This is a genomic window from Ciceribacter azotifigens (assembly GCF_048159625.1).
Lineage (GTDB): Bacteria > Pseudomonadota > Alphaproteobacteria > Rhizobiales > Rhizobiaceae > Allorhizobium > Allorhizobium azotifigens.
Window position 1 is genome coordinate 76,099 of sequence record NZ_JBLQTA010000014.1, and the last position, 24,744, is coordinate 100,842.

The 24,744-nt window shown below is 62.1% G+C and carries 22 protein-coding genes and 1 pseudogene; 16 read left to right on the top strand and 7 right to left on the bottom strand.

All coding sequences use genetic code 11. From position 1 onward, the window contains the following. Positions 1-2: 2 nt before the first annotated feature. From ACM6UT_RS17960 to ACM6UT_RS17985, 6 genes are all read right to left on the bottom strand, one after another. A complete protein-coding gene (locus ACM6UT_RS17960) occupies positions 3-629 on the bottom strand; it encodes a TetR/AcrR family transcriptional regulator (RefSeq protein WP_416798715.1) in 627 nt (208 codons plus the stop codon). Positions 630-771: 142 nt separating this feature from the next. Further along, positions 772-1,419 (bottom strand): hypothetical protein, encoded by a 648-nt coding sequence (locus ACM6UT_RS17965; RefSeq protein WP_416798716.1) that lies wholly within the window; start codon positions 1,417-1,419, stop codon positions 772-774. A gap of 99 nt (positions 1,420-1,518) precedes the next feature. After that, complete coding sequence (locus ACM6UT_RS17970) at positions 1,519-2,067, bottom strand: hypothetical protein (protein ID WP_416798717.1); 549 nt, start codon at positions 2,065-2,067, stop codon at positions 1,519-1,521. Between the two features lie 313 nt (positions 2,068-2,380). After that, positions 2,381-2,989 carry a protein rhiA gene (locus tag ACM6UT_RS17975; RefSeq protein ID WP_416798718.1) on the bottom strand — a complete coding sequence of 203 codons (609 nt, stop codon included), beginning with the start codon at positions 2,987-2,989 and terminating at the stop codon, positions 2,381-2,383. Between the two features lie 168 nt (positions 2,990-3,157). Beyond that, a complete protein-coding gene (locus ACM6UT_RS17980; protein ID WP_416798719.1) occupies positions 3,158-3,844 on the bottom strand; it encodes a hypothetical protein in 687 nt (228 codons plus the stop codon). 147 nt (positions 3,845-3,991) lie between these two features. Then, complete coding sequence (locus ACM6UT_RS17985; RefSeq protein ID WP_416798720.1) at positions 3,992-5,032, bottom strand: helix-turn-helix domain-containing protein; 1,041 nt, start codon at positions 5,030-5,032, stop codon at positions 3,992-3,994. Positions 5,033-5,308: 276 nt separating this feature from the next. Between ACM6UT_RS17985 and ACM6UT_RS17990 the strand changes: the two genes are divergently transcribed. From ACM6UT_RS17990 to ACM6UT_RS18025, 8 genes are all read left to right on the top strand, one after another. After that, entirely contained in the window at positions 5,309-6,577 is a 1,269-nt protein-coding gene (locus ACM6UT_RS17990) for a sugar ABC transporter substrate-binding protein (RefSeq protein ID WP_416798721.1), read from the top strand. Positions 6,578-6,649: 72 nt separating this feature from the next. Next, the gene (locus ACM6UT_RS17995) at positions 6,650-7,684 is read left to right on the top strand and encodes a carbohydrate ABC transporter permease (RefSeq protein WP_416798722.1); all 1,035 of its coding nucleotides are present in this window, start codon (positions 6,650-6,652) and stop codon (positions 7,682-7,684) included. Beyond that, a complete protein-coding gene (locus tag ACM6UT_RS18000) occupies positions 7,681-8,559 on the top strand; it encodes a carbohydrate ABC transporter permease (RefSeq protein ID WP_416798723.1) in 879 nt (292 codons plus the stop codon). The genes ACM6UT_RS17995 and ACM6UT_RS18000 overlap by 4 nt, the downstream gene beginning before the upstream one ends. Before the next feature lie 204 nt (positions 8,560-8,763). Continuing rightward, positions 8,764-9,720, top strand: a complete 957-nt coding sequence (locus ACM6UT_RS18005; RefSeq protein ID WP_416798724.1) for a TAXI family TRAP transporter solute-binding subunit — start codon at positions 8,764-8,766, stop codon at positions 9,718-9,720. 94 nt (positions 9,721-9,814) lie between these two features. Continuing rightward, positions 9,815-11,932, top strand: coding sequence for a TRAP transporter permease (locus tag ACM6UT_RS18010; protein ID WP_416798725.1), 2,118 nt, complete (start codon positions 9,815-9,817; stop codon positions 11,930-11,932). Positions 11,933-11,934: 2 nt separating this feature from the next. After that, positions 11,935-12,342, top strand: coding sequence for a DUF1850 domain-containing protein (locus tag ACM6UT_RS18015; protein WP_416798726.1), 408 nt, complete (start codon positions 11,935-11,937; stop codon positions 12,340-12,342). A 43-nt stretch (positions 12,343-12,385) separates the two neighbouring features. Continuing rightward, on the top strand, positions 12,386-14,236 hold the full coding sequence (locus tag ACM6UT_RS18020; protein ID WP_416798727.1) for a sensor histidine kinase: 1,851 nt from the start codon (positions 12,386-12,388) through the stop codon (positions 14,234-14,236). Continuing rightward, positions 14,233-15,597 carry a sigma-54-dependent transcriptional regulator gene (locus tag ACM6UT_RS18025; protein ID WP_416798728.1) on the top strand — a complete coding sequence of 455 codons (1,365 nt, stop codon included), beginning with the start codon at positions 14,233-14,235 and terminating at the stop codon, positions 15,595-15,597. The genes ACM6UT_RS18020 and ACM6UT_RS18025 overlap by 4 nt, the downstream gene beginning before the upstream one ends. A gap of 117 nt (positions 15,598-15,714) precedes the next feature. On the opposite strand, the gene ACM6UT_RS18030 is transcribed toward ACM6UT_RS18025, so the two are convergent. Continuing rightward, positions 15,715-16,902, bottom strand: a complete 1,188-nt coding sequence (locus ACM6UT_RS18030) for a LacI family DNA-binding transcriptional regulator (protein WP_416798729.1) — start codon at positions 16,900-16,902, stop codon at positions 15,715-15,717. A 90-nt stretch (positions 16,903-16,992) separates the two neighbouring features. On the opposite strand from ACM6UT_RS18030, the gene ACM6UT_RS18035 reads away from it, so the two are divergent. From ACM6UT_RS18035 to ACM6UT_RS18070, 8 genes and pseudogenes are all read left to right on the top strand, one after another. Beyond that, positions 16,993-17,985 carry a substrate-binding domain-containing protein gene (locus tag ACM6UT_RS18035; RefSeq protein ID WP_416798730.1) on the top strand — a complete coding sequence of 331 codons (993 nt, stop codon included), beginning with the start codon at positions 16,993-16,995 and terminating at the stop codon, positions 17,983-17,985. A 95-nt stretch (positions 17,986-18,080) separates the two neighbouring features. Then, positions 18,081-18,635: an SIS domain-containing protein gene (locus tag ACM6UT_RS18040; RefSeq protein ID WP_416798731.1), complete on the top strand. Its 555-nt coding sequence runs from the start codon at positions 18,081-18,083 to the stop codon at positions 18,633-18,635. A gap of 9 nt (positions 18,636-18,644) precedes the next feature. Further along, positions 18,645-20,159, top strand: a complete 1,515-nt coding sequence (locus ACM6UT_RS18045; protein ID WP_416798732.1) for a sugar ABC transporter ATP-binding protein — start codon at positions 18,645-18,647, stop codon at positions 20,157-20,159. Continuing rightward, on the top strand, positions 20,152-21,144 hold the full coding sequence (locus ACM6UT_RS18050) for an ABC transporter permease (RefSeq protein WP_416798733.1): 993 nt from the start codon (positions 20,152-20,154) through the stop codon (positions 21,142-21,144). Before ACM6UT_RS18045 ends, ACM6UT_RS18050 begins: the two co-directional genes overlap by 8 nt. 1 nt (position 21,145) lies before the next feature. After that, positions 21,146-22,141, top strand: coding sequence for an ABC transporter permease (locus ACM6UT_RS18055; protein ID WP_416798734.1), 996 nt, complete (start codon positions 21,146-21,148; stop codon positions 22,139-22,141). 4 nt (positions 22,142-22,145) lie between these two features. Beyond that, complete coding sequence (locus tag ACM6UT_RS18060; protein ID WP_416798735.1) at positions 22,146-22,994, top strand: sugar phosphate isomerase/epimerase family protein; 849 nt, start codon at positions 22,146-22,148, stop codon at positions 22,992-22,994. A gap of 46 nt (positions 22,995-23,040) precedes the next feature. Then, complete coding sequence (locus tag ACM6UT_RS18065; RefSeq protein ID WP_416798736.1) at positions 23,041-23,682, top strand: nucleoside/nucleotide kinase family protein; 642 nt, start codon at positions 23,041-23,043, stop codon at positions 23,680-23,682. 185 nt (positions 23,683-23,867) lie between these two features. Beyond that, positions 23,868-24,705 (top strand): annotated as a pseudogene (locus ACM6UT_RS18070) (IS5 family transposase); the annotation flags it as partial. Positions 24,706-24,744 lie beyond the last annotated feature (39 nt).

Below are 24,744 nucleotides of genomic sequence, written 5' to 3' on the forward strand. Positions count from 1 at the left end.
GTTTAAACCTCTTTCCGCTCTGCGCCGGCGCTGAAGAGCATCCGGATATAGCGGCTGAGGTGATCGATGCTGTCTGCGGCAACGTCGGCGCCACCCGTGGCCTTGGCCAGAATGAACGCGCCCTGGATGACGGCCTGGGTGTGGAGCGCGAGTGATTTCGCCGTCCAGTCGGGCGCCATGTCGCGCTCGCGTAGTGCCGCTTCGATGTCGACCTCGAGGGTCGCCGCATGGCCGGTGATACTGCGTGCGCAGGCGTCGCGGATGTTCGGTAGTGTCTCGTAGGTTTCCTGCACCATGGTGCCGACGAGACAGGTGAAGTCCGGCACACCGCCCTTGAGAAGCGCCTTGCGGAATTCGAGATAGCCGAGGATGCGGTCGAGAGGGGCGGCGAAACTGTGATAGGGTGCGCCGGCGAACAGTGCCGCGGTCGTTTCAGACCAGTGGTTTGCCGCCGCGACGCCGAGTTCGTCCTTGCTCTTGAAGTGATGGAAGAAGGCGCCCTTGGTCACGCCCGCGGCTGCACAGAGCTCATCCACCGTGGTGGCGGAATAGCCCTTGGTGCGGATCACCGTCAGGGCGGCATCCAGCAGCTTGGCTCTGGCATCCGGTTTGATCGCTGACTTGGACATTCTTTCCTCCACTAAGAGAACGCATACCGACTAGTTGGTATGTTGTCAAGAGATGTGTTGTTCAACAGCCGCCCCGGCATTTGTCCTTGGGAGAAGGCGTCCAAAGCTCATCTCTGATCGGCAGAACTGATAGTCACATGCCCTAGTGGGTAATACTGGTTACGAGCCAGTCGGCGTCGCCGACCGCCGCGAGCATGGCCCGTGCGTCGTCGATCGCTCCGCTCTCGCGAAGGGCTTTGCGGCTCTCTCGAACGGCTGGAGACACCTCTGGGCCGGGCGCTGTCGTGAGACGTGTGAGTTTGGTTTCAATTGCCCTTAGGGCTGTTCCGAGGGTCCAGCCGCCTGTCTCTCGAAACTTGCTTGCGTCGTACTCTCGGGAAGGTAGTGAATACCGGGCGAACATGAGTTCGATCGGGTCCCCGCGGACCAGAAGTTGTACTTCTCTCGCATTCCAGCCGAGCACGGGCAGATGGGTTGCGAGCAGGTAATGGTTGGTGTCCCTGCTGGCGCTGAGGGATGGGATCGGCACGAGCCTCTCGGCAAGCAGAACCAAGGCAGCGAGCCCGGGGCTCACGAATTCCGGCTGCAGCCACGATGCCACCGCGCCGTCCGGATCGAGGCGGAACGCCGCCTGGATATCTGCACGCCCCGCGATTGCGGGAAGACCTTGCAGCGCCATCGCGGAGAGCTTGTCACGCTCGCCGGCATCCCATGCCGATAGTACCTCTTGGACAACCTCTTCAAAGGCCGATGTGATGGGACAACGAAAGGCGTGATGCAGTACGGCCATGTCTTAGACGCTCCTCTGGCAAGGGCCGCCGGGCCGGAGGCCCGACGGCGAGGGCATAGATCGCTGCGTTATGCTCAGCGCAATCTTACCGGCACCACCTCACGGACCGCAATTGCCCAAGGTTCCGTTGACGATTGTTACGCCGGAAGCCGGAGTTGTCGCGAGGGAGTGAAACCCGGCAGCAGCAACCCGGCTGGCCGCATTGTTCGACGTTGTACCCGTGATCTGGGTCCTTGGGATGCTCCAGTGGCCGGCGGGGTTGTTGTCAAAATCAATCTGCCAGGGGAACGCCTTAGGCTGGTCGGCCGGATTTGCTCCGACGGGGATCCCCGCATTGCCGACCAGATCTTGGTTGCCCGGAGCCGGAGCGACCGTGTTCGGGAGGTCGACCTTCACGAAGCACTGCTTGGTCGGGAATGCCGCCTGTGCCGCAGCGTCGTTGGCGAAGTAGAAGAATGAGAGTGTAGGAGTAGGGTTGCCGCTCACGCCGAAGTTTGCGGCATTCCAGGTGACGGCGCCGGTGTTGGCGTCCGCATCGACGGCGCGGTAGACCGAGTAGGCCATCGCGGGACTGGCGAGCCCGAGTGCCGCAAGTGCGGCAAAGACGACGGCGAGATGGCGGCGGAAACGAAGTCTCTTGGTTCTCATGACTGCATTCCTTTTTTGCGCAGGGAGGATGGGCGTTCCCCGCACCATGCGAGGAGCGCTGACCGGCGAGGCCTCTCGCCGGCGGTGGTGGAGGCCCTCGGGAGGGCCACGTCTGTGGGTGCTGTGGGGACGGCGTCAGGCCGTCCGGGTCTCGGGATTGGAAGCGTCAGGCGATGCTGAACGTTGCCAGTACCCGACCGATTTGCCGCTGCGCGGCTTCATTGCCGACGATGCCGAGGGCGGCGTCCCCCGGCATCGCCTCTCCTGGCGTCTGACGTTGACCGACGGCGGGGAGGAGCGCCGCCTGAGGACGTCAGGAGACGGTGATCAGGTTGTCGATGCCGAGAGTGGCACTGCGCGTCGTCAGGGCGCCGCCATAGGTGACTTCGACGGCATTGGTGACATCTTCGATGTCGATGACATCCCCGGTTACGAAATTGCCGAAGATGACCCAGTAGTTCGGGTGCGGCGTGAACACGGCCGTCATGTTCGGTGCCGCCTGTACGGCAAATGTGCCCGAACCGGACATGCCGACGCCGACGGAGGTCCGGTTCGGCGCGACATTCGGGAGCTGCTGAATCGTCAGGGAGCCGATGGCTCCACTGGCGTTCGGGTTCGCAAAGGTCGTCGCACCGTAGTTGTCCTGGGTCAGCTGGATGAGGTTCTGCCCGTTCGGATCTGCCGGCATGGTCTGCGACGCCGAGAAGTTGATCCCCGGCTGGAGCAGCCCGGTCTCAGACCAGACGAAGCTGTATTCGAGATTCCAGGTGAAGGTCACCTTGCTTTTCGGAGCGGTCGGCCGGGCAAACCAGGCGAGAGAGAACACATTGCCCGGAATGGTCATCGGCGGTGCCTTCTGGAACACGGCGAAGCTTCCGGAAAGCTGGGAGTTGTTGACGCACGTCAGAGAGTAGCTGGTCATTGGTCTTGCCTTTCTTCGAGGAATATCCCCCGGTTTGAAGGGGCCGGTACCGCCTCGGGGGCTGAAACGATACCGGCCATTGCCTCGCCGCTCGTGGATCAGGCGGAGAATCGGGAGTGACGAGGATCTGCCCGGCAGGAGGCGAGCGCCGGGCAAGCTGGTTCGTCGTCAGCTGGTCTCGACGATCTGGTTGTCCAAGCCGACCGTGATGCTTGCGGTTGCCGTCGGACTGGTGCTCGTCGCATCCGTCTTGAAGGTGACGGTCTGTGCGTGGCTCTCGTCCGAGATGTCGGGCGCCGGGAGTTGGAAAGCGGTGCCGAACATGACCGTGACGGTGGGCGAGAGGTCCGGCTCGAGCGTCACGGGCGACAGGCTGACCGGGATCGGCACGAGGATCGGGGCGGGGCCTACCACAAGGCCGACCGAACCGCCCGCCGGAATACCCGGAGCGAAGGTCACCGTGAGGACACCTTCGGGTCCACCGGGCGAGGGTGTGATCGTGAATGCCCCATTCGTCCAGGCCACCGCGACGGTGTCGCCGAGCGCAACCGGGGTCTTCTCCGCATGTGCCGGATCCGCACCCGCGGCGAGCACGAGCATGCTCAAGGCACCGGCTCCGCCGTTCCAGGTTAGGTTCACCGGTGGGGATGTATTGGTCGTCGCGGGGGAGACGAGTGCGGTGATGGTTTGTACGCTCGCCGGGAGATTCTTGAGCGCCGGCGGAAAGATGTTGAAATAGACGGAGCCGGGAACGCTCGATGCGTTCGTCGCCGTCAACTGAAAGGAAATGGCCCCGGTCGCGGGTGGGTCGTTAGCGGCAATATTGGAGTCGGTACTGGCCACCTGTGTCGACATTCTAGGGTCTCCTTTCGGCGAACGGGGGATGATGGACTGGCTGCGACTTCCTTCGGCTTTCTCGTATTGTGTGTGGAAATCCTATGACTGTCCGCTCTGGTTGTCCTTGGATGGGCGTCCCAAAGACTTGGACGTGCGTCCCGAAACTCAACCGCTGATCAGTGCAAGCAGCCAGTCGGAAAGGGATGGCTCGGTGGCAGCCGCCGGCGAGAGTCCCGGTTGGCGGCCGGCGCGCACGGAGGCGCGGGCCTCCCGCGGGGATATCCCGAACCTCTGTCGAAAGAGCCGACTGAAGTGGGCCTCGTCGGCGAAGCCGGCGTCATAGGCTATCTCGCCGATCCGGCGATCAGCATGTCTCGGATCGCACAAGGCGCTCAGGCTTCGGCGAAGTCGCCTGCGGCGAATGTAGGTCCGCACGCCGCCGACATTCTCGAACTGTCTGTAGAGTTGGCTCCGCGAGACGCCCATTTCCCGAGCGATCGCGATCGGCGTGAGATCGTCCCGATGGAGGTTCTCTTCGATGTGGCGACGCAGGCGTTGCCCGATGCTTGGCCTTGGGCCGGTATGGGAGGGCCGTACGGTCGAGGCGAGACAGTACGCCAGCAGTTCAGGTATGGCGCCCGACAGGGCCAGGGTCTCTCCGGTGGCCAGGTGGTGTGCGGCCACTGCCAGCGCCTCCAGCACGCCTCGGACGATGATACCCATGGCGCTTCCGCCGACAAGGAAGCGGGGTGACGCGGGCTGCTGATCCGCAATGGAGGCCGGCAGCGCCCATCTCGGCATAATGAGATGAAGCGCGTCCATCTCGGTCGTTGCGAAGGCGAATGGTGCCGACAGGTCGATGATAGCAACGTCACCTGGGCGAAGCCGCTTGGCGGCAGGATCGGCGAGAGCAATCTCGCCGCTCAGCAGGCAGGAGATGACGATATGGTCGAGTTCGTTGCCAACGAGCCCGACCTGGCTTCGCTGGTAGCGACTGGCCGCGGCTTTGCTCCTGCACAGCAGGAATGTGCCGAAGTGATGCACGACAAGGCTGGCGTCGAACGAAAGCGGTGCTGTCGGTCGCGGCGCAGCGCATTCGAAGAGCAGATCCAGGACCGATTTCCATGCGCCAAACGGATCGCTGGTGCCGGCGGTTGTGAAAACAAGTGTCTTTACCGCGCCAGTCCCGCCGTCGGGAGGCGTCAAGTCGTCGGCTGTCTCCTCATCAATGCCCCTCATGGTTGCAGTGAAGGGCAGTTTCGCCAATTAAGCTATGACTTGTCGGGGCAAGAGCTAACAGAAGTTTGCGAGCCAGTGAGTCCCACCTGCGATGGGTCACTCTTCCCGTGGAGGATGTTCGTTTCGGCAATCAGGCCGCTTCACGCCCGGATGGCGGCATCGCTGTGACGATCATCATGCATGCACGCGGCGCGGGAACAAATCCCGCTCGTTCCGGTTCTCCGAACCGGAGGAGGATCAAACATGAACAAATCTGCATTTGTCTCAGTGCTGACCGGCGTCGCAGCCGCGCTGTTTGCTGGCTCCGTCCAAGCTCAGACTGAACTCTCTCTCTGGTACCATGGTGCGGGCAATGCCGAGGAACGGAGGATCCTGACCGGCATCATTGACGACTTCAACGCTTCCCAGAAGGCGTGGCGGGTCAGCCTTCAGGAATTTCCTCAGGCAGCCTACAACGAGTCAGTGACGGCCGCCGCGCTTTCGAACAAACTGCCTGACATACTCGACGTCGACGGCCCGAACATGCCGAACTGGGCCTGGGCCGGCTATCTCCAACCGTTGCAGATGTCGGAAGAGAAGCTGAAAAACTTCCTTCCCGGTGCGATCGGAAAGTGGAACGGCAAACTCTATTCGGTCGGTTTGTGGGATGCGGCGCTTGCAGTCTTTGCGCGAAAATCGGTGCTGGAGGCGAATGCCATACGTATCCCCACACTGGATAAACCCTGGACGGGTGACGAGTTCACGGCCATCCTCGAGAAGCTGAAGGCGAGCGGGAAATTCGAGTATGCAATCGACCTCGGCATGGCGGACAAGACGGAATGGTACAGCTACGCCTTCACGCCGTTCCTGGAGAGTTTCGGCGGTGGTCTGATCGACGCCAAGACCTACGAGACCGCGGAGGGAGTGCTGAACGGAGACGCGGCCATCCGTTTTGGTGAATGGTGGCAGTCCCTGTTCGAAAAGCAGCTCGCGCCGGGTACGTCTCAGTCCCCCGCCGATCATGAGACGGGCTTCCTCGACGGACGCTATGCACTCCAGTGGATGGGCAACTGGGTTGCGGTCAAGGCCCTCGAAAAGTACGGCGACGATCTCCTTTTCCTGCCGGCGCCGGATTTCGGCAAAGGTCCGAAAATCGGAGCCGCCTCCTGGCAGTTCGGCGTTTCCGCGACGAGCGAACATCCGGAAGGTGCGTCTGCCTTCATCGAGTTTGCGGTCCAGGACAAGTATCTCGCGCAGTTCTCCGATGCGATCGGCCTCGTTCCCGCCACTTCGACGGCAGCCGGGATGACGAAGAGCTACAAAGAGGGCGGGCCGCTTTCAGTCTTCTTCTCGCTTTCGGAGAAGCAGGCGACGCTGAGGCCCGTGACACCGGCCTACGCGTTCATCTCACCTGTCTTCCAGAAGGTACTCGCCGATATCGCAAATGGCGCCGACGTCGCGGCGACGCTCGACAACGCGACCGACGAGATCAATGCGAACATTGAGCGCAATGGCGGATACAAGGCGAAGTAGTGTGTGGGCCCCGGGATGAGGCAACAGCCGCGAGCAGGTAAGCTGAACCGACAGAACCTGGCGGGCTGGCTGATGGCCGGCCCTGCACTGGTTTTGATCGGCTTCTTTCTGGTCGCGCCCTTTCTGCTCGGCTTTGGGCTGTCCTTCACCAATCAGCGCCTGACTTCTCCCAACCCGACAGAATTCGTCGGACTTGCCAATTTCTCGAAGCTGCTCGGCGTTGGTGTTCTTCGCCTCGAGCCCGAACGAACGCCGGAAGGAGATATCCGCCACAACCCTGACGGTGCACGTCAATATCCGACCGTGCGCAGTTTTACGCGCAACAACCCGGACTACCCGCAATACCGCGGCATGCGGGAGGTCCTGGGTTTTGAATGGGGTGACGCACGTTACGTTGTGCTGGCCCGCGACCCGGTCTTCCTGAAGGCGCTCGCCAACACCTTTCTTTTCGTGCTCGTGGTGACGCCGGTGCAGGCTTCCCTTGCCCTGGCGCTTGCACTTCTCGTCAACCAGAGACGGCCCGGTATCGGCATCTTCCGGGCGATCTATTTCATGCCGGTGGTTCTCTCCGTGGTCGTGGTGGCCTTGCTCTGGCGCTTCATCTATGCGCCGGACCACGGCCTGTTGAACAGTCTCCTCGGCTATTTGAGCTTCGGTCTCTTCCGCCCGATCGACTGGCTGGGGCGCACCGACACCGCGCTCTGGGCGATCCTCGTCATGTCGGTCTGGCAGGGTGTCGGATTCCACATGGTCATCTGGCTTTCGGGCCTTCAGACCATTCCCCCGACTCTTTACGAGGCGGCGGACATCGAGGGCGCCAATTCCTGGCAGAAGTTTGCCATGGTCACCTGGCCGATGCTACGTAATACCGCTGTGCTCATCTTCGTCGTGATCACCATGCAGGGCTTTGCTCTCTTCGCCCAGATCGACGTCATGACCCGCGGGGGCCCGCTGGACGCTACGCAAACCCTGGTCTTTCAAGCCGTGGAGCGAGGATATCGTCAGCAGGATATCGCTGCCGGTTCGGCGATTTCCGTCATCCTGTTTGTCATCGTCCTCTGCATCACCCTCGTACAGAGATACCTGACCCGGGAGCGCTCACCATGACAGCAGGCAGACAGAAGAACCGGTTGCTGGTTGCTCTCGACTACCTGTTGCTGATCGCGATCGCGGCCGTCTTCGTGCTGCCGCTGCTCTTCATGGTCTTCTCGTCGATGAAGCCGGACGACCAGCTGTTGCGTGATGCAGCCTCCGTCAGGGCCTTCCTGCCCGTCGGCGACATCTCGTTCGACAATTATGCGGCCGCATTTGCGCGTGCGCCCATCGCGACCTTCGTCTTCAACTCCGTGATCGTTACCGCCACCACCGTGTTTCTGGCGCTCGTCCTCTGTTCTCTTGCCGGGTTTGCCTTCGTCTTTTTGAACTGGCGCGGTCGCGACGTTGTCTTTTCGGTAATCCTCGCGACGCTGATCATTCCCTTCGAGACGATCGCCGTGCCGCTCCTGCTCGAGGTGAACAACCTGCCTTGGATCGGCGCGGATGGGCTGCTATGGGGATGGCTGAATTCGTGGCGGGTTCAGATCATTCCCTGGATCGCCGATGGCCTGACGATCTTTCTCTTCGTCCAGTATTTCAAGGACCTGCCGCATGACCTGATTGAGGCGGCGCGGATCGACGGGGCGAACTGGCTGCAGATCTATTCAAGGGTGGTCATGCCTCTCTCCGGTCCGGTCATCGCGACGGCGGCGATCCTCAAATTCCTGGTGATGTACAGCCAGCAATATCTCTGGCCGCTTCTGGTGACGCAGTCGGAGACTTACAGGCCCGTGATGGTCGGCCTGCAATACTTCTTCCAGCTGCAAACGCCCTGGGGAGAAGTGATGGCGTATCTGACGTTGATCAGCGTCCCGGTTTTGGTCTTCTATCTGCTCCTGCAGCGCTTCTTTATCGCGAGCGTCGCCTCGACCGGCATCAAGGGGTAGGCCCGGGGGGCGAGGCCGGCAATTTCTTGCCAGAGGTCCGATCAGGCCCGGCAGAAATTCGCCTGCCGTCGCTGTGCCTTCGCGGGCTGCGTCAACAATTTCAATTGGTTGGAAATGGCCCGTCAATTGCTACGGAGCCATATGCGGCTTGGTTCTGAGGAGGACGGCTGCATCGATGTGAAACTTGAACGGGAGGATTTTCAGGTGAACCTTAGACTTAAACGCGCCGCCTTTGCGGCGATCGCCGGCACGTCCATCATGTTTTCCGCGGTATCGGCCGGCGCGAGCGAATTCATCAACATTCTGACGGGAGGCACGTCGGGCGTCTATTACCCGCTCGGCGTTGCTCTCTCGAAGATCTACGGCGAGAAGATCGAGGGTGCACGCACGCAGGTTCAGGCGACCAAGGCATCGGTCGAAAACCTCAATCTTCTGCAGCAGGGTCGCGGCGAGATCGCCTTTGCGCTCGGCGACAGCGTCAAGCTCGCATGGGAAGGCAATGCGGATGCCGGCTTCAAGGCGCCGCTCGACAAGCTGCGCGGCATTGCAGCCATTTATCCGAACTACATCCAGATCATGGCCTCGAAGGAGTCGGGCGTAAAGACGATCGCCGATTTCAAGGGCAAGAGTCTTTCCGTCGGCGCGCCGAAATCCGGCACCGAGCTGAATGCCCGGGCCATTCTCGCCGCCGCCGGCATGAGCTACGAGGATCTCGCGAAGACCGAATATCTGCCCTTTGCGGAGTCGGTCGAACTGATGAAGAACCGACAGTTGGATGCGACCTTGCAGTCGGCTGGTCTCGGTGTTTCCTCTTTCAAGGATCTGGCGACTTCGGTCGATGTGCAGATGGTCGCGGTGCCGAAAGAAATCGCCGATAAGCTTGGTGCGCCCTACATCGCCGCCACTGTTCCGGCCGGCACCTATCAGGGACAGGACGCCGACGTCCCGACGGTTGCGGTGGTCAATTTCCTCGTCACCCATTCCGAAGTGTCCGACGAAACGGCCTACCAGATGACGAAGCAGCTCTTCGAGAACCTCCCGGAGATGGAAGCTGCGCACAAGGCGGCGGCCCAGATCAAGCTCGAGAAGGCGTTGCAGGGCATGCCGGTGCCGCTGCATCCGGGTGCCGAGCGCTACTACAAGGAAAAGGGTCTGCTCTGACAGCGCCGGGCGGCGGCCGCGACCACGATAACCGGCTTATCCGGTGTTGGTAGGCGCCGCCGCCCACGCATGCTCGGGTTTACGGGAGGAATCCATGCACGACACAACGATTCTACAAGACCCGGCAGCGCCGGTGGAACTACACGGGCATGCCGCCACGACGCAGGCGTTGCCGAAAACATGGGACGGGCGGCTTCTGTTTGCCATCGCGCTTGCCTTTTCCGTTTTCCAGATCGCGACCGCCGCGCATCTCGTCGACCTGCCGAGCCAGATGGTGAGAGCCGTGCATGTCGGCTTCGTCACGGTGCTGGTGTTTCCCCTGCTTGCCGTCTTTTCGAAGCGCGGCGGGTTCGCCAAGGCCGCCAGCTGGGGGATCGCCCTTGTGGGAGCGGCCGTTGCCTTCTACCAGTGTTATGAATACAGCGAGCTGCTTGTGCGCGCCGGGGACCCCCTTCCGCGGGACGTTGCCGTCGGCGTCATTGCGATCGGGGTTGTATTTGCAGCAGCCTGGGCGCTCATGGGGCCGGCCTTGCCGATCATCACGGGTCTCTTCCTCGCATACAGCCTGTTCGGCGAATACCTGCCGCCGCCGCTCGACCATCGCGGCTACGATTTCACGCAGGTGATCGACCACATGGCCTACGGCACCGAAGGAATCTACGGCATTCCGACCTTCGTCTCGTCCACCTACATCTTCCTGTTCATCCTCTTCGGCGCCTTCCTCGAAAGGGCGGGCATGATCAAGCTCTTCAACGATGTCTCGCTGAGCTTCGTCGGCGACAAGCGCGGCGGTGCGGCGAAGGTCGCGATCATCTCTTCCGGGCTGATGGGAACGATCTCGGGCTCGGGCGTGGCAAATGTCGTCACCACCGGCCAGTTCACCATTCCGCTGATGAAGAAGTTCGGCTATCGGGCGGCCTTTGCTGGCGGTGTCGAGGCGACGGCCTCGATGGGCGGACAGATCATGCCGCCGGTGATGGGGGCGGTTGCCTTCATCATGGCAGAAACGCTGGGTGTCGAGTATCATGAGATCGTCAAGGCGGCGATCATCCCGGCTATCCTCTATTTTGCTTCGGCCTTCTGGACGGTTCATCTTGAGGCCGGCAAGCATGGACTGCTCGGCCTGTCGAAGGAGGAGCTGCCTTCGGCCAAGGCTGCGATCGTCGAGCAATGGTACCTGATCCTGCCGCTGGCGGCGCTCGTCTGGTTGCTGTTCTCCGGCTATACGCCGCTGTTTGCGGGCACAGTCGGTCTCGCATTCACCACGTTGCTGATCCTCGGCAGTTCCGTGGCGCTCGGCCTTCCCTCCACTGTGATCCGGATTATCTTCTGGGTGGGCCTCGGCCTCGTGGCGGCAGCCTTCTTCCAGTTCGGTATCGGTGTGGTCCTTGCGGCGCTGGCGGCGCTGATTGCGGTCAACGCCTTCTCCAGAGGCGGCCGGGAGACACTCGTCACCTGCCGGGACGCGCTTGTGGAAGGAGCAAGGACGGCTTTGCCGGTGGCGACCGCCTGCGCGCTCGTCGGCATCATTATCGGCACGATGACGCTGACGGGAGCGGCCAACACCTTCGGCCAGTTCATCGTGTCGGTCGGCGACAAGAGCTTGTTCCTTTCGCTGCTGCTCACAATGGTGACCTGCCTTGTTCTCGGCATGGGCATACCGACGATCCCGAACTACATCATCACCTCGTCGATCGCCGGCCCGGCTCTTCTGGAACTGGGTGTTCCCCTCATCGTCAGCCACATGTTCGTCTTCTATTTCGGCATCCTTGCCGATCTGACGCCGCCGGTTGCGCTCGCCTGCTTTGCAGCGGCGCCGATTGCGCGCGAAAGCGGACTAAAGATCGCGATCCAGGCGATCAAGGTGGCGGCGGCCGGTTTCGTCATTCCGTTCATGGCGGTCTATTCACCGGCGCTGATGCTGCAGGATGGCGGGGCCATGGCTGCCGCGGTCGGCTATCCGGCGGCGGTCGCATACGTCGTCGTCAAGACCGGGCTTGCGATCGGGCTCTGGGGCGCGGCGGTCATCGGCTTCCTGGTCGTTCGTCTTTCGGTCGCGGAACGGCTCGTGGCCGCCGCTGCGGCCTTCACTCTGCTCGCAGCGCTGCCGCTGACGGACGAGATCGGCTTCGCGCTCTCGATAGTCTTCGCCGGCTGGATCTGGCGTCGGGGACGGCAGCTGGGCAGCACGTCGGTACCGGGTGCCGCGTGACCATGGCGGTCTGCATCATTGCCGGCGGCAAGGCGATGGCCGTTGCCGCCGGCGTCTTCACGCTCGGTTGGACACACTCGGTCGAGAAGACCGAGTGGCAGGAGCGCTGGTCACCGACGGCAAAGGGGCTGGTTCTCCAGGAGGCCCGCGTTCAGGGTTCCGGCGCGGGGATGGAGCCTGGCGACGGCGCCCGCCGGGAAGGGAAGTGGTGGGTCTGGACACCAAGCCTCGTGCCAGTTCCCGAGCTGGTCCTTGCCGCGTCGGGGGCAACCGTCTCCGGCTGGAGACTTTGCGATGCCGACGGATGCCGCGAGCTCGGACGACAGGCCCAGGAACCGCTCGTGCTGCGGCCGTGCAACCGACAACAGTCGGAGGAGACCCCCACGCGACGGGCGGGTGATAAAGGATAGGCGCGGCGACTGTTCTCTCTTGACCGAGGAGACGCTACACTCGATGCAGAAGATCAAACCCAGTCTCGTCGGTTCGGTGATGGCGCGTAACATCGGCAGGATGACTGCCTTCATGCTGGTGGTGACTTTCACGGCGCCCTTTGCCGCCTACCATGTGGCGAGCGGGGCGGCGGTCAGTGCACTGGAGGGGCAGCTTCAGCGAAGCCTGGTGCTTACCAACAGGGCGATTGCCACCGAGGTCGAACGGTTCCGCTACCTGCCGCTTGTGATCGGTGAGGATGCGCGCATCCGTGCCCTTGCCGGAAATGAGCGCAGCGCCGCCGCTCTCGATGCGGCGAACCTCTATCTCCAGACGGTCGTGCGGCAGGCGGGTGCGGCCGAACTCTACGTGCTCGACAATCGTGGCGTCACGCTTGCAGCCAGCAATTTCGGGACCGCCGAGAGCTTCATTGGCCACGATTACAGTTTCCGTCCCTATTTTCAGGACGCTATTCGCAACGGCGAGGGCCGCTATTACGCGATCGGCGTCACGACAAGGAAGCCGGGCTATTTCCTGAGTTCCCGGATCGACATTTCCGACCGACCGCCGATCATCGTGGTCGTCAAGGCCGATCTGCAACCGCTCGAGGTGACCTGGGAAGCCGCCGGCGTCCAGACAGCGATCGCCGATCGCTGGGGCGTCGTCTTCCTTTCCGGCAATCCCGACTGGAAATACCGACCGCTTGCGCCGCTTTCAGGAGAGGCCGCAAAGCGGGTCGCGGCGGAGAGAACCTACGACGGTGCCAACCTTGCCGAGGCCAGGCCGATCCTGCCTGCGGGCGTCGTGCCGCCCGCCAATGCGGCCGACATGCCCGCGCTTCGGGTCGACGGCGAAGGACAGCAGCTTCTGGCGAGGTTTTCCGCCATCGAACCGGACAGCTGGGTCGTGCTTGCGGCAACAAGCACCGAGGATATCGCCAAGCTCGCCGGCTTCTGGGCGCTCGCCGCTCTCATCGCCGGCCTCGTCGCAACGGGCTCGCTCTATTTTCTCCATCAGCGGGCGCTGCTGATCCGCATGCGTCTGCGCCAAGGCGAGATCCTGGAACTCAAGGTCGCCGAACGAACGCAGGATCTCGCACGCGAGATCGACATGCGCAGACGGACCGAGGACGAGCTGCGCCGCGCGCAGGAAGGGCTTATCCATTCCGAGAAGATGGCGGCACTCGGACGGATGTCGACGGCGATCGTGCATGAGGTCAGCCAGCCGCTCGCGGCGCTCGAAGCGACACTGGCGACGGCCGGCGTCCTGGCGGAAAAGGAGGCGGTGGCGAAGGTCGGCGAGCGGCTTCTGGATGCGCGTGCGCTCGTCAAGCGTATGCAGCGTACCGTCAAGCACCTGAAGACCTTCGGCCGGAAGGGTGTCTCCGATCTCGAAGCGGTCGACATCGACGTTGTCATTCGCAACGCGATCGATCTCGCCGCGCCGAGAGCAAAGGCCGTCGGCGTCGTGCCGGCCGTCGAGGCACAGGGAACCGCTCCGCTCATCGTTGCCGTCGGGGTCAAGCTCGAGCAGGTGATGCTCAACCTGCTTCTGAATGCCCTCGACGCTGTCGAGGGTCGTCCGGCTCCTTCGGTCATGGTCCGGCGGACCGCGGATGCCGGGTCGGTGCGTGTCACTGTGATCGACAACGGGACGGGCATTGCACCGGAACATCGCGGCCGCATTGCGGAGCCGTTCTTTACAACCAAGCTCACCGGCGAGGGGCTCGGTCTCGGCCTTTCCATTGCTACCGAGATCGTGCGGGAGTTTGGTGGCGAAATCACCTTTGCGGAGGCGGCGGGCGGCGGTACCATGGCCACGATGTCGATGCCTGCGGGCAAGCGATCGGCACGTCCACTCGAGGCAGCACAATGAGCCGCGGACACGTTCTCCTCGTTGACGATGACCGCGATCTCCTGAAGGCGGCAACCGGCTGGCTGGAGGTCAGCGGCTTCTCCGTGACCGCCTTCCATCGGCCCGAAGAAGCCTATCAGCAACTCCTGAGCACGGAGCCGGATGTCGTGGTGAGCGACATCCGCATGCCGGGCATCGATGGCATGACGCTCCTGAATTCCGCCATCAAGGCGCGCAGTGACGTGCCGGTCATCCTGATGACCGGCCACGGCGACGTGACGCTCGCAGTCAAGGCGATGAAGCAGGGAGCGGAGGACTTCATCGAGAAGCCATACGACGCGGAACATCTCCTGTCCGTTCTCGACAAAGCCGTCGAGAAGCACCGCATGAAACGAGAGATCGCCCGTCTGCAGGGCCTGGTTCAGGAGGGGAGCGGCGGCCCGCAAATCGTCGGAGACAGTGCAGGCATGCGCGCGCTTCGCAGCCGCGTGGCGATGCTGGCCGATGTCGACATCGACGTGCTGATCGTTGGCGAAACCGGCTCCGGCAAGGAGCTTGTCGCGCAGGCTTTGCATCGGCAAGGTCGGCGCCGTGCCGGCCCCTTTGTCGCGATCAATTGTGCCGCGCTGCCCGAGAGCATTTTCGAGAGCGAGGTCTTCGGCCATGCGAAAGGTGCCTTCACCGGCGCCCTTTCGGACAGGGAAGGCAAGTTCGAACATGCCGCGGGCGGGACCGTCTTCCTCGACGAGATCGAATCCATGCCCCTCGCACTGCAGGCGAAAATCCTGCGTGTGTTGCAGGAGCGAGTGATCGAGCGGCTCGGCGAAAACAGGCTGCGGCCGGTCGACGTACGGATCATCGCGGCCGCCAAGAGCGATCTTTCGGGCGAGATCGCCGCCGGGCGGTTCCGCGAAGACCTGTTCTACCGGCTTGCGACCGCCGACGTCCGGATTCCGCCGTTACGTCAGCGCCGTGAGGATATCGGGCTTCTGTTCAGCCATTTCGCCTCGCTGGCCGCCCATCGCTATGGCCGCGCCGAGCGGACCGTCCCTGCTGATCTCCTGGCAAGATTGCAGCAGGAGGAGTGGAGAGGGAATGTTCGCGAACTCAAGGCACGGGCGGAGCGATTCGCCCTCGGCCTTGACGAGATGAATTCCGGCACCGCGGTGCCGGAAGCCCTTGACAGCGATATGACCCTTCCGGACCGCCTTGCCGCCTATGAGGTACAATTGATCCGGGCGGCGATCGACGCGCATGACGGCAACACGGCGCGCGCGGCCGCGCGCCTCGGCATTCCTCACCGCACCCTCAACGAAAAGATATCTCGGTACGGTCTGCGGGGAGGCCCTGACAAGGCCTCCGACCTTCAGAAGACATGGTGACCTCCTATTCCGCGTCGTCCAGAGACGCAGAGAATGTGCGCCCTTCTCGGCGCTCTCATCGCACGATCGCATCCCGCAATCGGCGGACGACCTTCATTGATGGCTTGTCGTTCAAGCTTACCCCAGCTGACTGAACGGGCCGCTATAGACGGTTCGGGGTGGGATTAATTCCGGATCCACCTGGATCAGCACCGGGTCGGTAACACCACGGTCGACCAGTTCGAAAGCGGTAGCGATGAGTTGGTTCGAGTTCTGCCGCACCATGTGCACGGGAAACTGCAGGAACGCCGCAAATGGATCATAGTCGTAGCACCCGAAGACACTTTGCTCGAATGATTCCGAGGGAAGGTGGACAAATTCGCTGACGATACCCTCGAACGCCCTTATCGAGTTGATAAACAATCCGGCCGGCAATCCGCCGATTCGGTCGCAGAGTGCCGATACCTCGCGAGCGGCGCTCCCGGGTGCGTATCCGCAGGTAATGATCTGGTCCTCATCGAACGATCCGCGAAGCTCCAGAACCGTCGATCGGAAGGCCGAAATTCGATGCGCAGAGGCAAAGTCGGTTTCCAGGCCGCCGATCAGATACGGCTTTGCCCTGGTTGGGTCGTCGACCTGTGGCATGAGCTCCAGGAGCTTCCGCGTCAACAACTCGGCGCCGAGATAGTTGTTGCTGACGACAGAGGGGGCATCCTTTCCCGGAAGGTCGACATAGATATGCGGCACTTGTGCCGCTCTGCAGATTTCGCTGAGGGCGGCCGGATCGGTCACGCCCGCAATGAACAGATAGTCGACGGCGTAAGAAATCAGCGTTTCGACCGTTCGGATCTCCTCGACCGGATTGCGCAAGGTGGATACGATCACCGGACACCAGCCGCGCTCACGTGCCTGCGCCTCGAAACTCTGGCTCATCGACGCAAAGAAGCGGTTGTCGTGGACCGGAAGAATGAGACCGACGAGACCGGATTGCGCGCGCCTCAACCCCCGCGCCTGCAGGTTCGTCGTGTACCCGTGCTCGGCTGCGATTTCCTGGATCTTCCGCGCGGTTGCCTCCCCGACCCGACGCTTCTTCCACGTCCCATTCAGCACCGCACTGACGGTCGAAGGCGAGGATCCGCTGAGCTGCGCGATGTCGTAGATCGTGAGTTTTTGCCTGGTATCGGGCATGGGGCGAAACGGTCTCGATGGACGGGGCTGACAATTGCTCTTGACGAGGAGCTCGTTTCTTGATGTCATAGCACGATCGATTGTGCAAGCGCTATTCCGGCAGTTCGCGTGAATGCGGCTTTGATGTTCTGTCTCCACAGGGGCTCAAGGCGGCTTCAAGTTGCCGCTCTGCACAATCGATTGCTCAAACAAGTTCGCCCATTGGGGCGGCGCTCTGGGAGGAGTGACATGATCAAGGCAGTAACCGCAGCTCTGGCGGGCGTTGCATTCGCCGCATTACTGGCGGCCGGTGCGCATGCGCAGGACAAGCCAACCATGGGGATCGTCGTGAAGATCGGCGGTATCCCCTGGTTCAACGCGATGGAAATGGGCATCAAGGAACGGGGCGAGAAGCTCGGTGTGGATGCTACAATGGTCGGACCGACCAGCGCCGATCCGGCGCTTCAGGTTCGCGCGATCGAAGACCTGATCGCCAAGGGGGTGGATGTCATCGGCGTTGTTCCCAACGACGAGGCGGCGCTCGAGCCTGTGCTCGAGAAGGCGCGCGCGGCAGGGATCAAGGTTGTTGCCCATGAAGGGCCCGGCCTCAAGAATGTCGACTGGGATTTCGAGCTGGCTTCGGTCAAGGGCTTCGGCGAGACCCATGCCGAGTTGCTGGCGCAGAAGATGGGCGGCAAGGGCGAGTATGCGGTCTATGTCGGGTCGCTCACCGTGCCGTTGCATAACGCCTGGGCCGACGCTGCGATCGCCTACCTCAAGGAAAAATACCCGGAGATGACGCTCGTCGGCGAGCGCTACGGGGTCGCCGAAAGCGTTGACGACAGCCGCAAGACGACACTCGACCTGCTGGCGGCGCATCCCAACATGACCGGTATCCTGGCCTTCGGCAGCCAGGGTCCGATCGGCGCGGGGCGTGCCTTCGAGGAGCGCCGGCTGATCGGCAAGGTGCATGTCCTCGGGCCGTTCTCGCCCGGCCAGGGACTGAAGCTCGTGAAAGAGGGAGCGATCACTGGCGGCTTCATGTGGAACCCCGCCGAGGCCGGTAGGGTTTTCGTGAGCATGGGCAAGATGCTCGTGGACGGTACGGAGATCAAGGACGGCACCGAGATCGAGGGCCTGGGTGTGGTGAAGCCGGACGTCGAAGGTCACGACATCATCACCGACAACCTGATTCCGATCAATGCAGAGACGGTTCAGGGCCTGGCAGACCTCGGACTCTGACCGCAGTTGCGCAGGGAGGGGCCGCAAAAGTGCCCCTCCTTACCTCGCCAGACCTTTCCGTTTGGCCGTGTCCAAATCACAATCAGGGTTTTACCATGAGCACCTTGTACAAGGCGGCCTTGTCCGAACTTGAGAATACGTTCAATCGTCTGGATGACGCCGAGGTCGACAAGGCGGTCGGGATGATCGCCGCTGCCCGAAAGATCGTGGTCTTCGCAGGAGGACGCGAGAAACTCCAGATCATGGGCTTCGCAATGCGTCTCTTTCATATGGGGCTGGCCGTCGCGGTCGAAGGAGACATGACTACGCCGCCGGTCGGCAAGGGCGATCTCTTCATCGTCAGTGTCGGCCCCGGCGAAATCTCGACTGCGCTCGCGCTTCTCGGTGTAGCGAAGGCGGCGGGTGCGAGCATTCTCGTGCTGACGGCCCAGCCTCAGGGACGTGCCGCCAAATACGCGGATTTCGTCCTGCATCTTCCGGCTCAGACGATGGCCGATGACCAAGGGGAGAAGAAGACCTCTGTTCTGCCGATGGGCTCGCTTTACGAAGGCGCTCTCTTCATCCTGTTCGAGGTGATGGTCCTCAAGTTGATCGACACGCTCGGCATCACCCCGGAGGCGATGCGCGCCAACCACACCAATCTCGAATAGCTGGCACCGATGACCTTGGTTGAAACAACCACTTCAAAGCCTGCGGCGATCCGCCTCGAGCACGTCTCGAAGACATTCGGCGGCGTACAGGCCCTGGATGATGTCTCCTTCACCGTCAATCAGGGCGAGGTGCATTGCCTCGCCGGAGAAAACGGCTGCGGAAAGAGCACGCTGATCAAGATTATCGCAGGCGCCTACACGCCCGAACCCGGGGCCCGGATGGAGTATTTCGGCGAGGTGGAAACGGCCGTCTCGCCGGGCATCGCCCGCAATCGCGGCATTGCCGTGATCTGGCAGGATCTGGCGCTTTTCCCGGAGATGAGCGTTGCAGAGAACATCGCGTTCGAGACGCTTCTGGGTTCGCGTCCACGTCTCGTCAACCACCGCGCCGTGAAGGAAAAGGCCGCCGCGGCCCTGGCACAGCTGGGAGTGGAACTGGACCTCGACGCCCGGTTGAATACACTGCCGATTGCCGGCCGGCAGGTGGTGGCGATTGCCCGCGCGTTGGTCGGAGATGCCCGGCTCATATTCATGGACGAGCCGACGGCATCGCTCACCCAATCGGAGACAAACCGGCTGCTCGAAATCGTCCGCACCTTGTCGGCGCGTGGCGTGGCCATCGTCTTTGTGAGCCATCGTCTCGCAGAAGTTCTTGCGATTTCGAGCCGCGTGACGGTCCTGCGCGATGGACGTCTGGTCGGCGTCTATCCGACCGAAGGCATGAGCCAGTCACGCCTGACCGAATTGATGACCGGCAAGATGTTCGAGACCAAGGTAACCGCACGGGACAAGGCGGGTGAACGCGATGTTCTGGAGGTTGAGAACCTCAGCCGTCGCAGCGAGTTCGACGACGTCAGTCTCAAGATTCGTGCAGGCGAGATCGTCGGCCTGACCGGGCTCATCGGAGCCGGACGCACCGAACTCGGGCACACCTTGTTCGGCATGACGAGGCCTGACAGCGGCGTGATCCGCCTGAACGGCAAGACCCTCGATCTCAGGTCCAACCGTGATGCCGTCGCTGCAGGCATCGCCTACGTGTCGGAAGATCGCCTGTCGCTGGGGCTGGTGCAGCAGCAGTCGATCGCAGACAACATCGCACTGGCGGTCCTGCCGCGGATTTCAGGCCCGGATGGGCTGATCTCGCGGCGTCGGAAACAGCAACTGGTGTCGAAATGGCTGGCGGACCTGGCGATCAAGATCGGGCAGCCGACGGATCCCGTTTCGACGTTGTCCGGCGGCAACCAGCAGCGGGTCGTGCTCGCCAAATGGCTGGCGACCGAACCGAAGGTTCTCATCCTCGATGCGCCGACGGTCGGGGTGGATGTCGGTGCGCGGGCGGGAATTTTCTCGATTGTCCGGCGACTGGCCGAACAGGGCCTGGCTATCCTGCTGATCTCCGACGAGGTGCCCGAGGTCTATCTGAATGCTGACCGGGTCCTGCACATGGCTGCCGGTCGCATCGTCAACGAATTCGATCCGAACAGGATTGATCTCCGAGCGATGGAAGAGGCTGTCTATGGCTAAGTTCATCCGCAATCATCCGACAGAAATACGGCTGTCGATCGTGCTGATCTCGCTTTGCGTCGGCCTGTCTTTCGCATCGGGAAGTTTCTTCACGCTGCCGAACCTCACGGCACTTTTGAACAATAGTGCGGTCAATCTCATCTGGGCTGCCGGGTTGCTCGTGGTACTGATCGCGGGCGGGATCGACATCTCGTTCGCGGTCGCCGCATCGATCGTCCAGTATCTGGCGATCTACGTATTTTCCGCGATCGGCGGCGGCAATTGGCTCATCGGGTTCTTGGTCGCCGGAGGGCTCGGGATCGGGCTTGGCTTCATAAACGCCACCCTCATTCATCATTTCCGCATCATCTCCATCGTCGTGACCATCTCGACGTTCAACGCCTTCTTCGGGTTGTTGATGTTCTTCACCAGCGGAAAGTACCTCTACAATTTGCCCGACTGGTGGACGGGACGGGTCGTTCTCTTCGAACGGCAGGTGGCGGATGGGACCTGGGCCGAAATCACCCTTCCGGTTGCCGTCATGGTGGCAGCGCTCGCGGCGACCTGGGTTCTGATCCGCCACACCACCACGGGGCGTCAGCTCTATGCGTTCGGCGACAACCCGGAGGGCGCGCGCCGGCTCGGCATCAACATCGGCCTCATGCAGTTCATTGCCTTTGGCTGGTGCGGGTTGATGGCGGGGATCGGCGGGTTGATGCAGGCGCACATCGTCCAAGAAGTCGTGCCAAACGCACTGATAGGCCGCGAGCTGGATGTCCTGGCGGCCGTAGTGCTGGGCGGTGCGCGACTTGGAGGTGGACGGGGATCGGTGCTCGGCTGCGTCCTCGGTGTCTTGCTGGTCGCCGTCACCCAGAACGGACTGAACCTGCTGGGTATTTCACCCTTCGCCTTCAAGATGGTGGTCGGCGCGATCATTTTGATCGCCATTTCGACCTCGAATCTCAATCTTGCGGGCGTTGCCGCAAGCAGACACCGCAAGGACTAGCATGAACACGCTCGTTGCATGGCTGAACAAACATCTCGGTGCCGAGATTGCAGGGCTCTTCGTCTTCCTGTTCGCCGTCATCGTCATCTTCGGACTGGCGTCGCCGCAATTCCTGACGATGGCAAATTTCGGATCCATCGCGTTCCAGCTGCCGGAACTGGGCCTGCTGACCCTGGCGATGCTGATGCCGATCATTTCTGGCGGCTTCAACCTGGCGATCATCTACACGGCCAATATCTGCGGCTTGACGCTGGCCTATGTGCTGCAGATCCACGGCGGCCCGGATGCGCCGATGTGGGCCTTCATTCTCGGGGGCGGTGCGGCACTCATCGTCGGTGCGGCTGCCGGATGCTTCATGGGCTTGGTCATCGCCTATATCGGTGCCCACCCCATCCTCGTGTCCCTTGCCATGATGATCTTTCTGCGGGGGCTCGGCGAATTCCTGACCAAGGGCGGCGATATCTCCAACTTCCCCTCCTATCTGCACCCCATCGGACACGGATTTGTCCTCGGCATACCAGTTCCGCTCCTGATATTCGCCTTGGCGGCGCTTGTCTGGCACATACTGCTCGGTCGTTCCCGTCACGGCTTCTCGGTCTACATGATCGGGTCGAACGTCAGGGCGACGGCCTATTCCGGCGTCCATACCAAGCGAACATTGACACTGATCTATACCTTGTCGGGGCTCATGTGCGCCGTCGCCGGTATCCTGATGCTGGCCCGGTTCAATTCGGTCCGGGTTGGCCACGGAGAAGCGCTGCTTCTCGTCACCGTCCTTGCGTGCTTCCTGGGCGGGGTCGACCCCTTCGGAGGCTTCGGTCGCGTAGTCCCGGTCGTGTTGGCCCTCGTCATACTCCAGGTGCTGTCGTCCGGTCTCAATCTGCTCGGCGCCAACCAGCATCTGTCGACTGCGGTCTGGGGCATCTTCCTGATCGCGGTGATGGTCCTGCGCTGGCTCGCCGGGAAAACAAAACTCTTCAGCAATAGGAAAGGCTAGGATCATGCAAGGATTTGGTGTGCACACCAGCATGTGGACCATGAACTGGGATCGCGCTGGCGCTGAAAAGGCGATTGCTGCGGCGGTCGACTACAAGATGGACTTCATCGAGATTGCACTTCTCGACGCCCCTTCGGTCGACGCCGGTCACACACGTGCGCTGCTGGAAAAGCATGGTCTTCGGGCCGTATGTTCGCTCGGTCTGCCTGAACCGGCCTGGGCTTCGCAGCGCCCTGAGGCTGCCATTGCCCATCTGGAGGCGGCGATGGAGAAAACCGCTGAAATGGGGGCGCTGGCGTTGACCGGCGTGACCTATGGCGGCATCGGAGAAAGGACAGGCGTCTCGCCGACGAAGGCCGAACTCGACAATGTTGCTCGTGTTCTCGGAGCCGCTGCCAGGCGCGCGAAGTCTCTCGGCATCGATCTCGGTATCGAGCCGGTCAATCGTTACGAAACCCATCTCATCAACACGGGCTGGCAGGCGGTCGAGATGATCGAGCGGGTCGGCGCGGACAATATCTTCATCCACCTCGATACCTACCACATGAACATCGAGGAAAAGGGCGCGGCAAACGGGATTCTCGATGCGCGAGACCACCTGAGATACATCCATCTTTCGGAGAGCGACCGAGGCACGCCCGGTTGCGGTACCTGCGACTGGGACGAGATCTTCGCGACGCTTGCGGCCATCGGCTTCAAGGGTGGCCTGGCCATGGAGAGTTTCATCAACATGCCGCAGGAATTGGCGTTCGGCCTTTCGGTGTGGCGGCCGGTCGCCAGGGACGAGGCGGAGGTGATGGGGAACGGGCTGCCCTTCCTCCGCAACAAGGCCAGGCAGTACAGGCTGATCTGAACGTTTGGCTGCAGGCTCGCGCGGCGGCATTTCTCACGGGGCATCCATGCAGACGATAACTTTGCCGGACTTCGCCGATCTTCTCACCTCGCGTCCACGCGGCCGGCGCCTGCTCGTCGCGGTGGCGGGGGCGCCGGCATCCGGCAAATCCAGACTGTCGGAGGAACTGGTAGAAAGGCTGGAGCAGAGCCAGCCGGGACGCGCCGCTATCCTGCCGATGGACGGCTATCACTATGACGATGCACTGCTGAAGCAGCTTGGTCGCCACGCCCGGAAGGGAGCGCCGGACACCTTTGACGTCGACGGACTGTGCCATATGCTTCGGCGCTTGCGGGAGAACGCCGATGAAGCAATCGCCGTCCCCGTCTTTGACCGCGAAATCGAGACAGCGCGGGCGGGCGCGCGCCTCATTCCGGCGGCGGTTGAGATCGTTGTGGTCGAAGGCAATTACCTGCTGCTCCGCCAGCCGCCTTGGTCCGCGTTGAGGCCCTTCTTCGATCACACCGTCATGGTGCTCACACCTGAGACCATTCTGCGGCAACGGCTGGCGAAGAGATGGGAGTTTTATGGTCTCCCGGCATCGGAGGTGAGGCGCAAGATCGAGGAAGTAGACCTGCCCAACGGCCGCTTCGTCGTACAGGAAAGCGTCGGCGCCGAATACCGGATCGACAATGCCCTGGCGGTGTAGTGCCGATCGGCGTGCCGACCTCCAAAACTCCGTCCGATACAAAGTTCGCGTTGACCCGGACATCAGTCCTGACTTGAACTGCCGGTCTCTGTCGGGAGACATTCATGTGGGCTTTGGCGCATGGATCGATATTAAGGATCTGTCGGTAGGTGACGTAGGTCCGCAACGATTTCGATCTTTACCCGATGCCGTTCAAGCACAACGCGCCCCGTGGCCAGCGGATACCGAAGCGGAAATACCGTGTGACGAACTGGCCGGAATATGAAGCCGGCCTGAGACGACGTGGCAGCATGACATTATGGATAACGCCCCAGACGCTCGCGGCATGGTGGGCACCACGCCGAAAGTCACGTGGTGGCCAGCCGAAATATTCCGACCTTGCCATCGAGACGGTTCTGACGCTGGGCTGCGTCTTCGGCCTGCGGCTGGGCCAGACCGAGGGACTGGTGAGGTCCGTATTCGATCTGATGGGCCTTGCCCATCTGCCCGTTCCCGATCACACCACTCTCAGCCGCAGGGCGCAGTCATGGAAGCCGCAGTTTAAGTCTCTGCCGAAGGAAGCCCGGCACGTGATTATCGACAGCACCGGACTGAAGATATTCGGCGCCGGCCAATGGCTGGAAGACAGGCATGAAGACAGGCACGGTGCGAAATCCAGACGTTCCTGGGCGCAAACTGCATCTGGCTGTGGATGCCGATAGCGGAGAGATCATCGCTCAATGCCTGACCGGTCAGGATGATGGCGATGCCTCACAGGTTGCTTCTCTGCTCGACCAGATTGATGGCGGGATCGGACAGTTCACCGCGGACGGCGCCTATGACGGCAAACCGACCTACAGGGCGGTGCTGCGACACAGCGAAAATGCGAAGGTGATCATCCCGCCACGGGGCACCGCCGTGGAAACTGGCGACACAGGCCCACCGGACCAGAGGGATGATCACATTGCGACGATCGCCAGGGATGGTCGCATGAAATGGCAGGCGGCAACCGGCTACGGAAAGCGCGCCGCCCGGTTGACCGCCTCGTCCCAAGATGCGAGATTCGGCGACGATGTTCAGCGG

What these genes read in the sequence shown, in the direction of transcription:
- ACM6UT_RS17960 (WP_416798715.1), bottom strand. Translation starts at nt 629, where the DNA reads ATGTCCAAGTCAGCGATCAAACCGGATGCCAGAGCCAAGCTGCTGGAT.
- ACM6UT_RS17965 (WP_416798716.1), bottom strand. Translation starts at nt 1,419, where the DNA reads ATGGCCGTACTGCATCACGCCTTTCGTTGTCCCATCACATCGGCCTTT.
- ACM6UT_RS17970 (WP_416798717.1), bottom strand. Translation starts at nt 2,067, where the DNA reads ATGAGAACCAAGAGACTTCGTTTCCGCCGCCATCTCGCCGTCGTCTTT.
- ACM6UT_RS17975 (WP_416798718.1), bottom strand. Translation starts at nt 2,989, where the DNA reads ATGACCAGCTACTCTCTGACGTGCGTCAACAACTCCCAGCTTTCCGGA.
- ACM6UT_RS17980 (WP_416798719.1), bottom strand. Translation starts at nt 3,844, where the DNA reads ATGTCGACACAGGTGGCCAGTACCGACTCCAATATTGCCGCTAACGAC.
- ACM6UT_RS17990 (WP_416798721.1), top strand. Translation starts at nt 5,309, where the DNA reads ATGAACAAATCTGCATTTGTCTCAGTGCTGACCGGCGTCGCAGCCGCG.
- ACM6UT_RS17995 (WP_416798722.1), top strand. Translation starts at nt 6,650, where the DNA reads ATGGCCGGCCCTGCACTGGTTTTGATCGGCTTCTTTCTGGTCGCGCCC.
- ACM6UT_RS18000 (WP_416798723.1), top strand. Translation starts at nt 7,681, where the DNA reads ATGACAGCAGGCAGACAGAAGAACCGGTTGCTGGTTGCTCTCGACTAC.
- ACM6UT_RS18010 (WP_416798725.1), top strand. Translation starts at nt 9,815, where the DNA reads ATGCACGACACAACGATTCTACAAGACCCGGCAGCGCCGGTGGAACTA.
- ACM6UT_RS18015 (WP_416798726.1), top strand. Translation starts at nt 11,935, where the DNA reads ATGGCGGTCTGCATCATTGCCGGCGGCAAGGCGATGGCCGTTGCCGCC.
- ACM6UT_RS18020 (WP_416798727.1), top strand. Translation starts at nt 12,386, where the DNA reads ATGCAGAAGATCAAACCCAGTCTCGTCGGTTCGGTGATGGCGCGTAAC.
- ACM6UT_RS18025 (WP_416798728.1), top strand. Translation starts at nt 14,233, where the DNA reads ATGAGCCGCGGACACGTTCTCCTCGTTGACGATGACCGCGATCTCCTG.
- ACM6UT_RS18035 (WP_416798730.1), top strand. Translation starts at nt 16,993, where the DNA reads ATGATCAAGGCAGTAACCGCAGCTCTGGCGGGCGTTGCATTCGCCGCA.
- ACM6UT_RS18040 (WP_416798731.1), top strand. Translation starts at nt 18,081, where the DNA reads ATGAGCACCTTGTACAAGGCGGCCTTGTCCGAACTTGAGAATACGTTC.
- ACM6UT_RS18045 (WP_416798732.1), top strand. Translation starts at nt 18,645, where the DNA reads ATGACCTTGGTTGAAACAACCACTTCAAAGCCTGCGGCGATCCGCCTC.
- ACM6UT_RS18050 (WP_416798733.1), top strand. Translation starts at nt 20,152, where the DNA reads ATGGCTAAGTTCATCCGCAATCATCCGACAGAAATACGGCTGTCGATC.
- ACM6UT_RS18055 (WP_416798734.1), top strand. Translation starts at nt 21,146, where the DNA reads ATGAACACGCTCGTTGCATGGCTGAACAAACATCTCGGTGCCGAGATT.
- ACM6UT_RS18060 (WP_416798735.1), top strand. Translation starts at nt 22,146, where the DNA reads ATGCAAGGATTTGGTGTGCACACCAGCATGTGGACCATGAACTGGGAT.
- ACM6UT_RS18065 (WP_416798736.1), top strand. Translation starts at nt 23,041, where the DNA reads ATGCAGACGATAACTTTGCCGGACTTCGCCGATCTTCTCACCTCGCGT.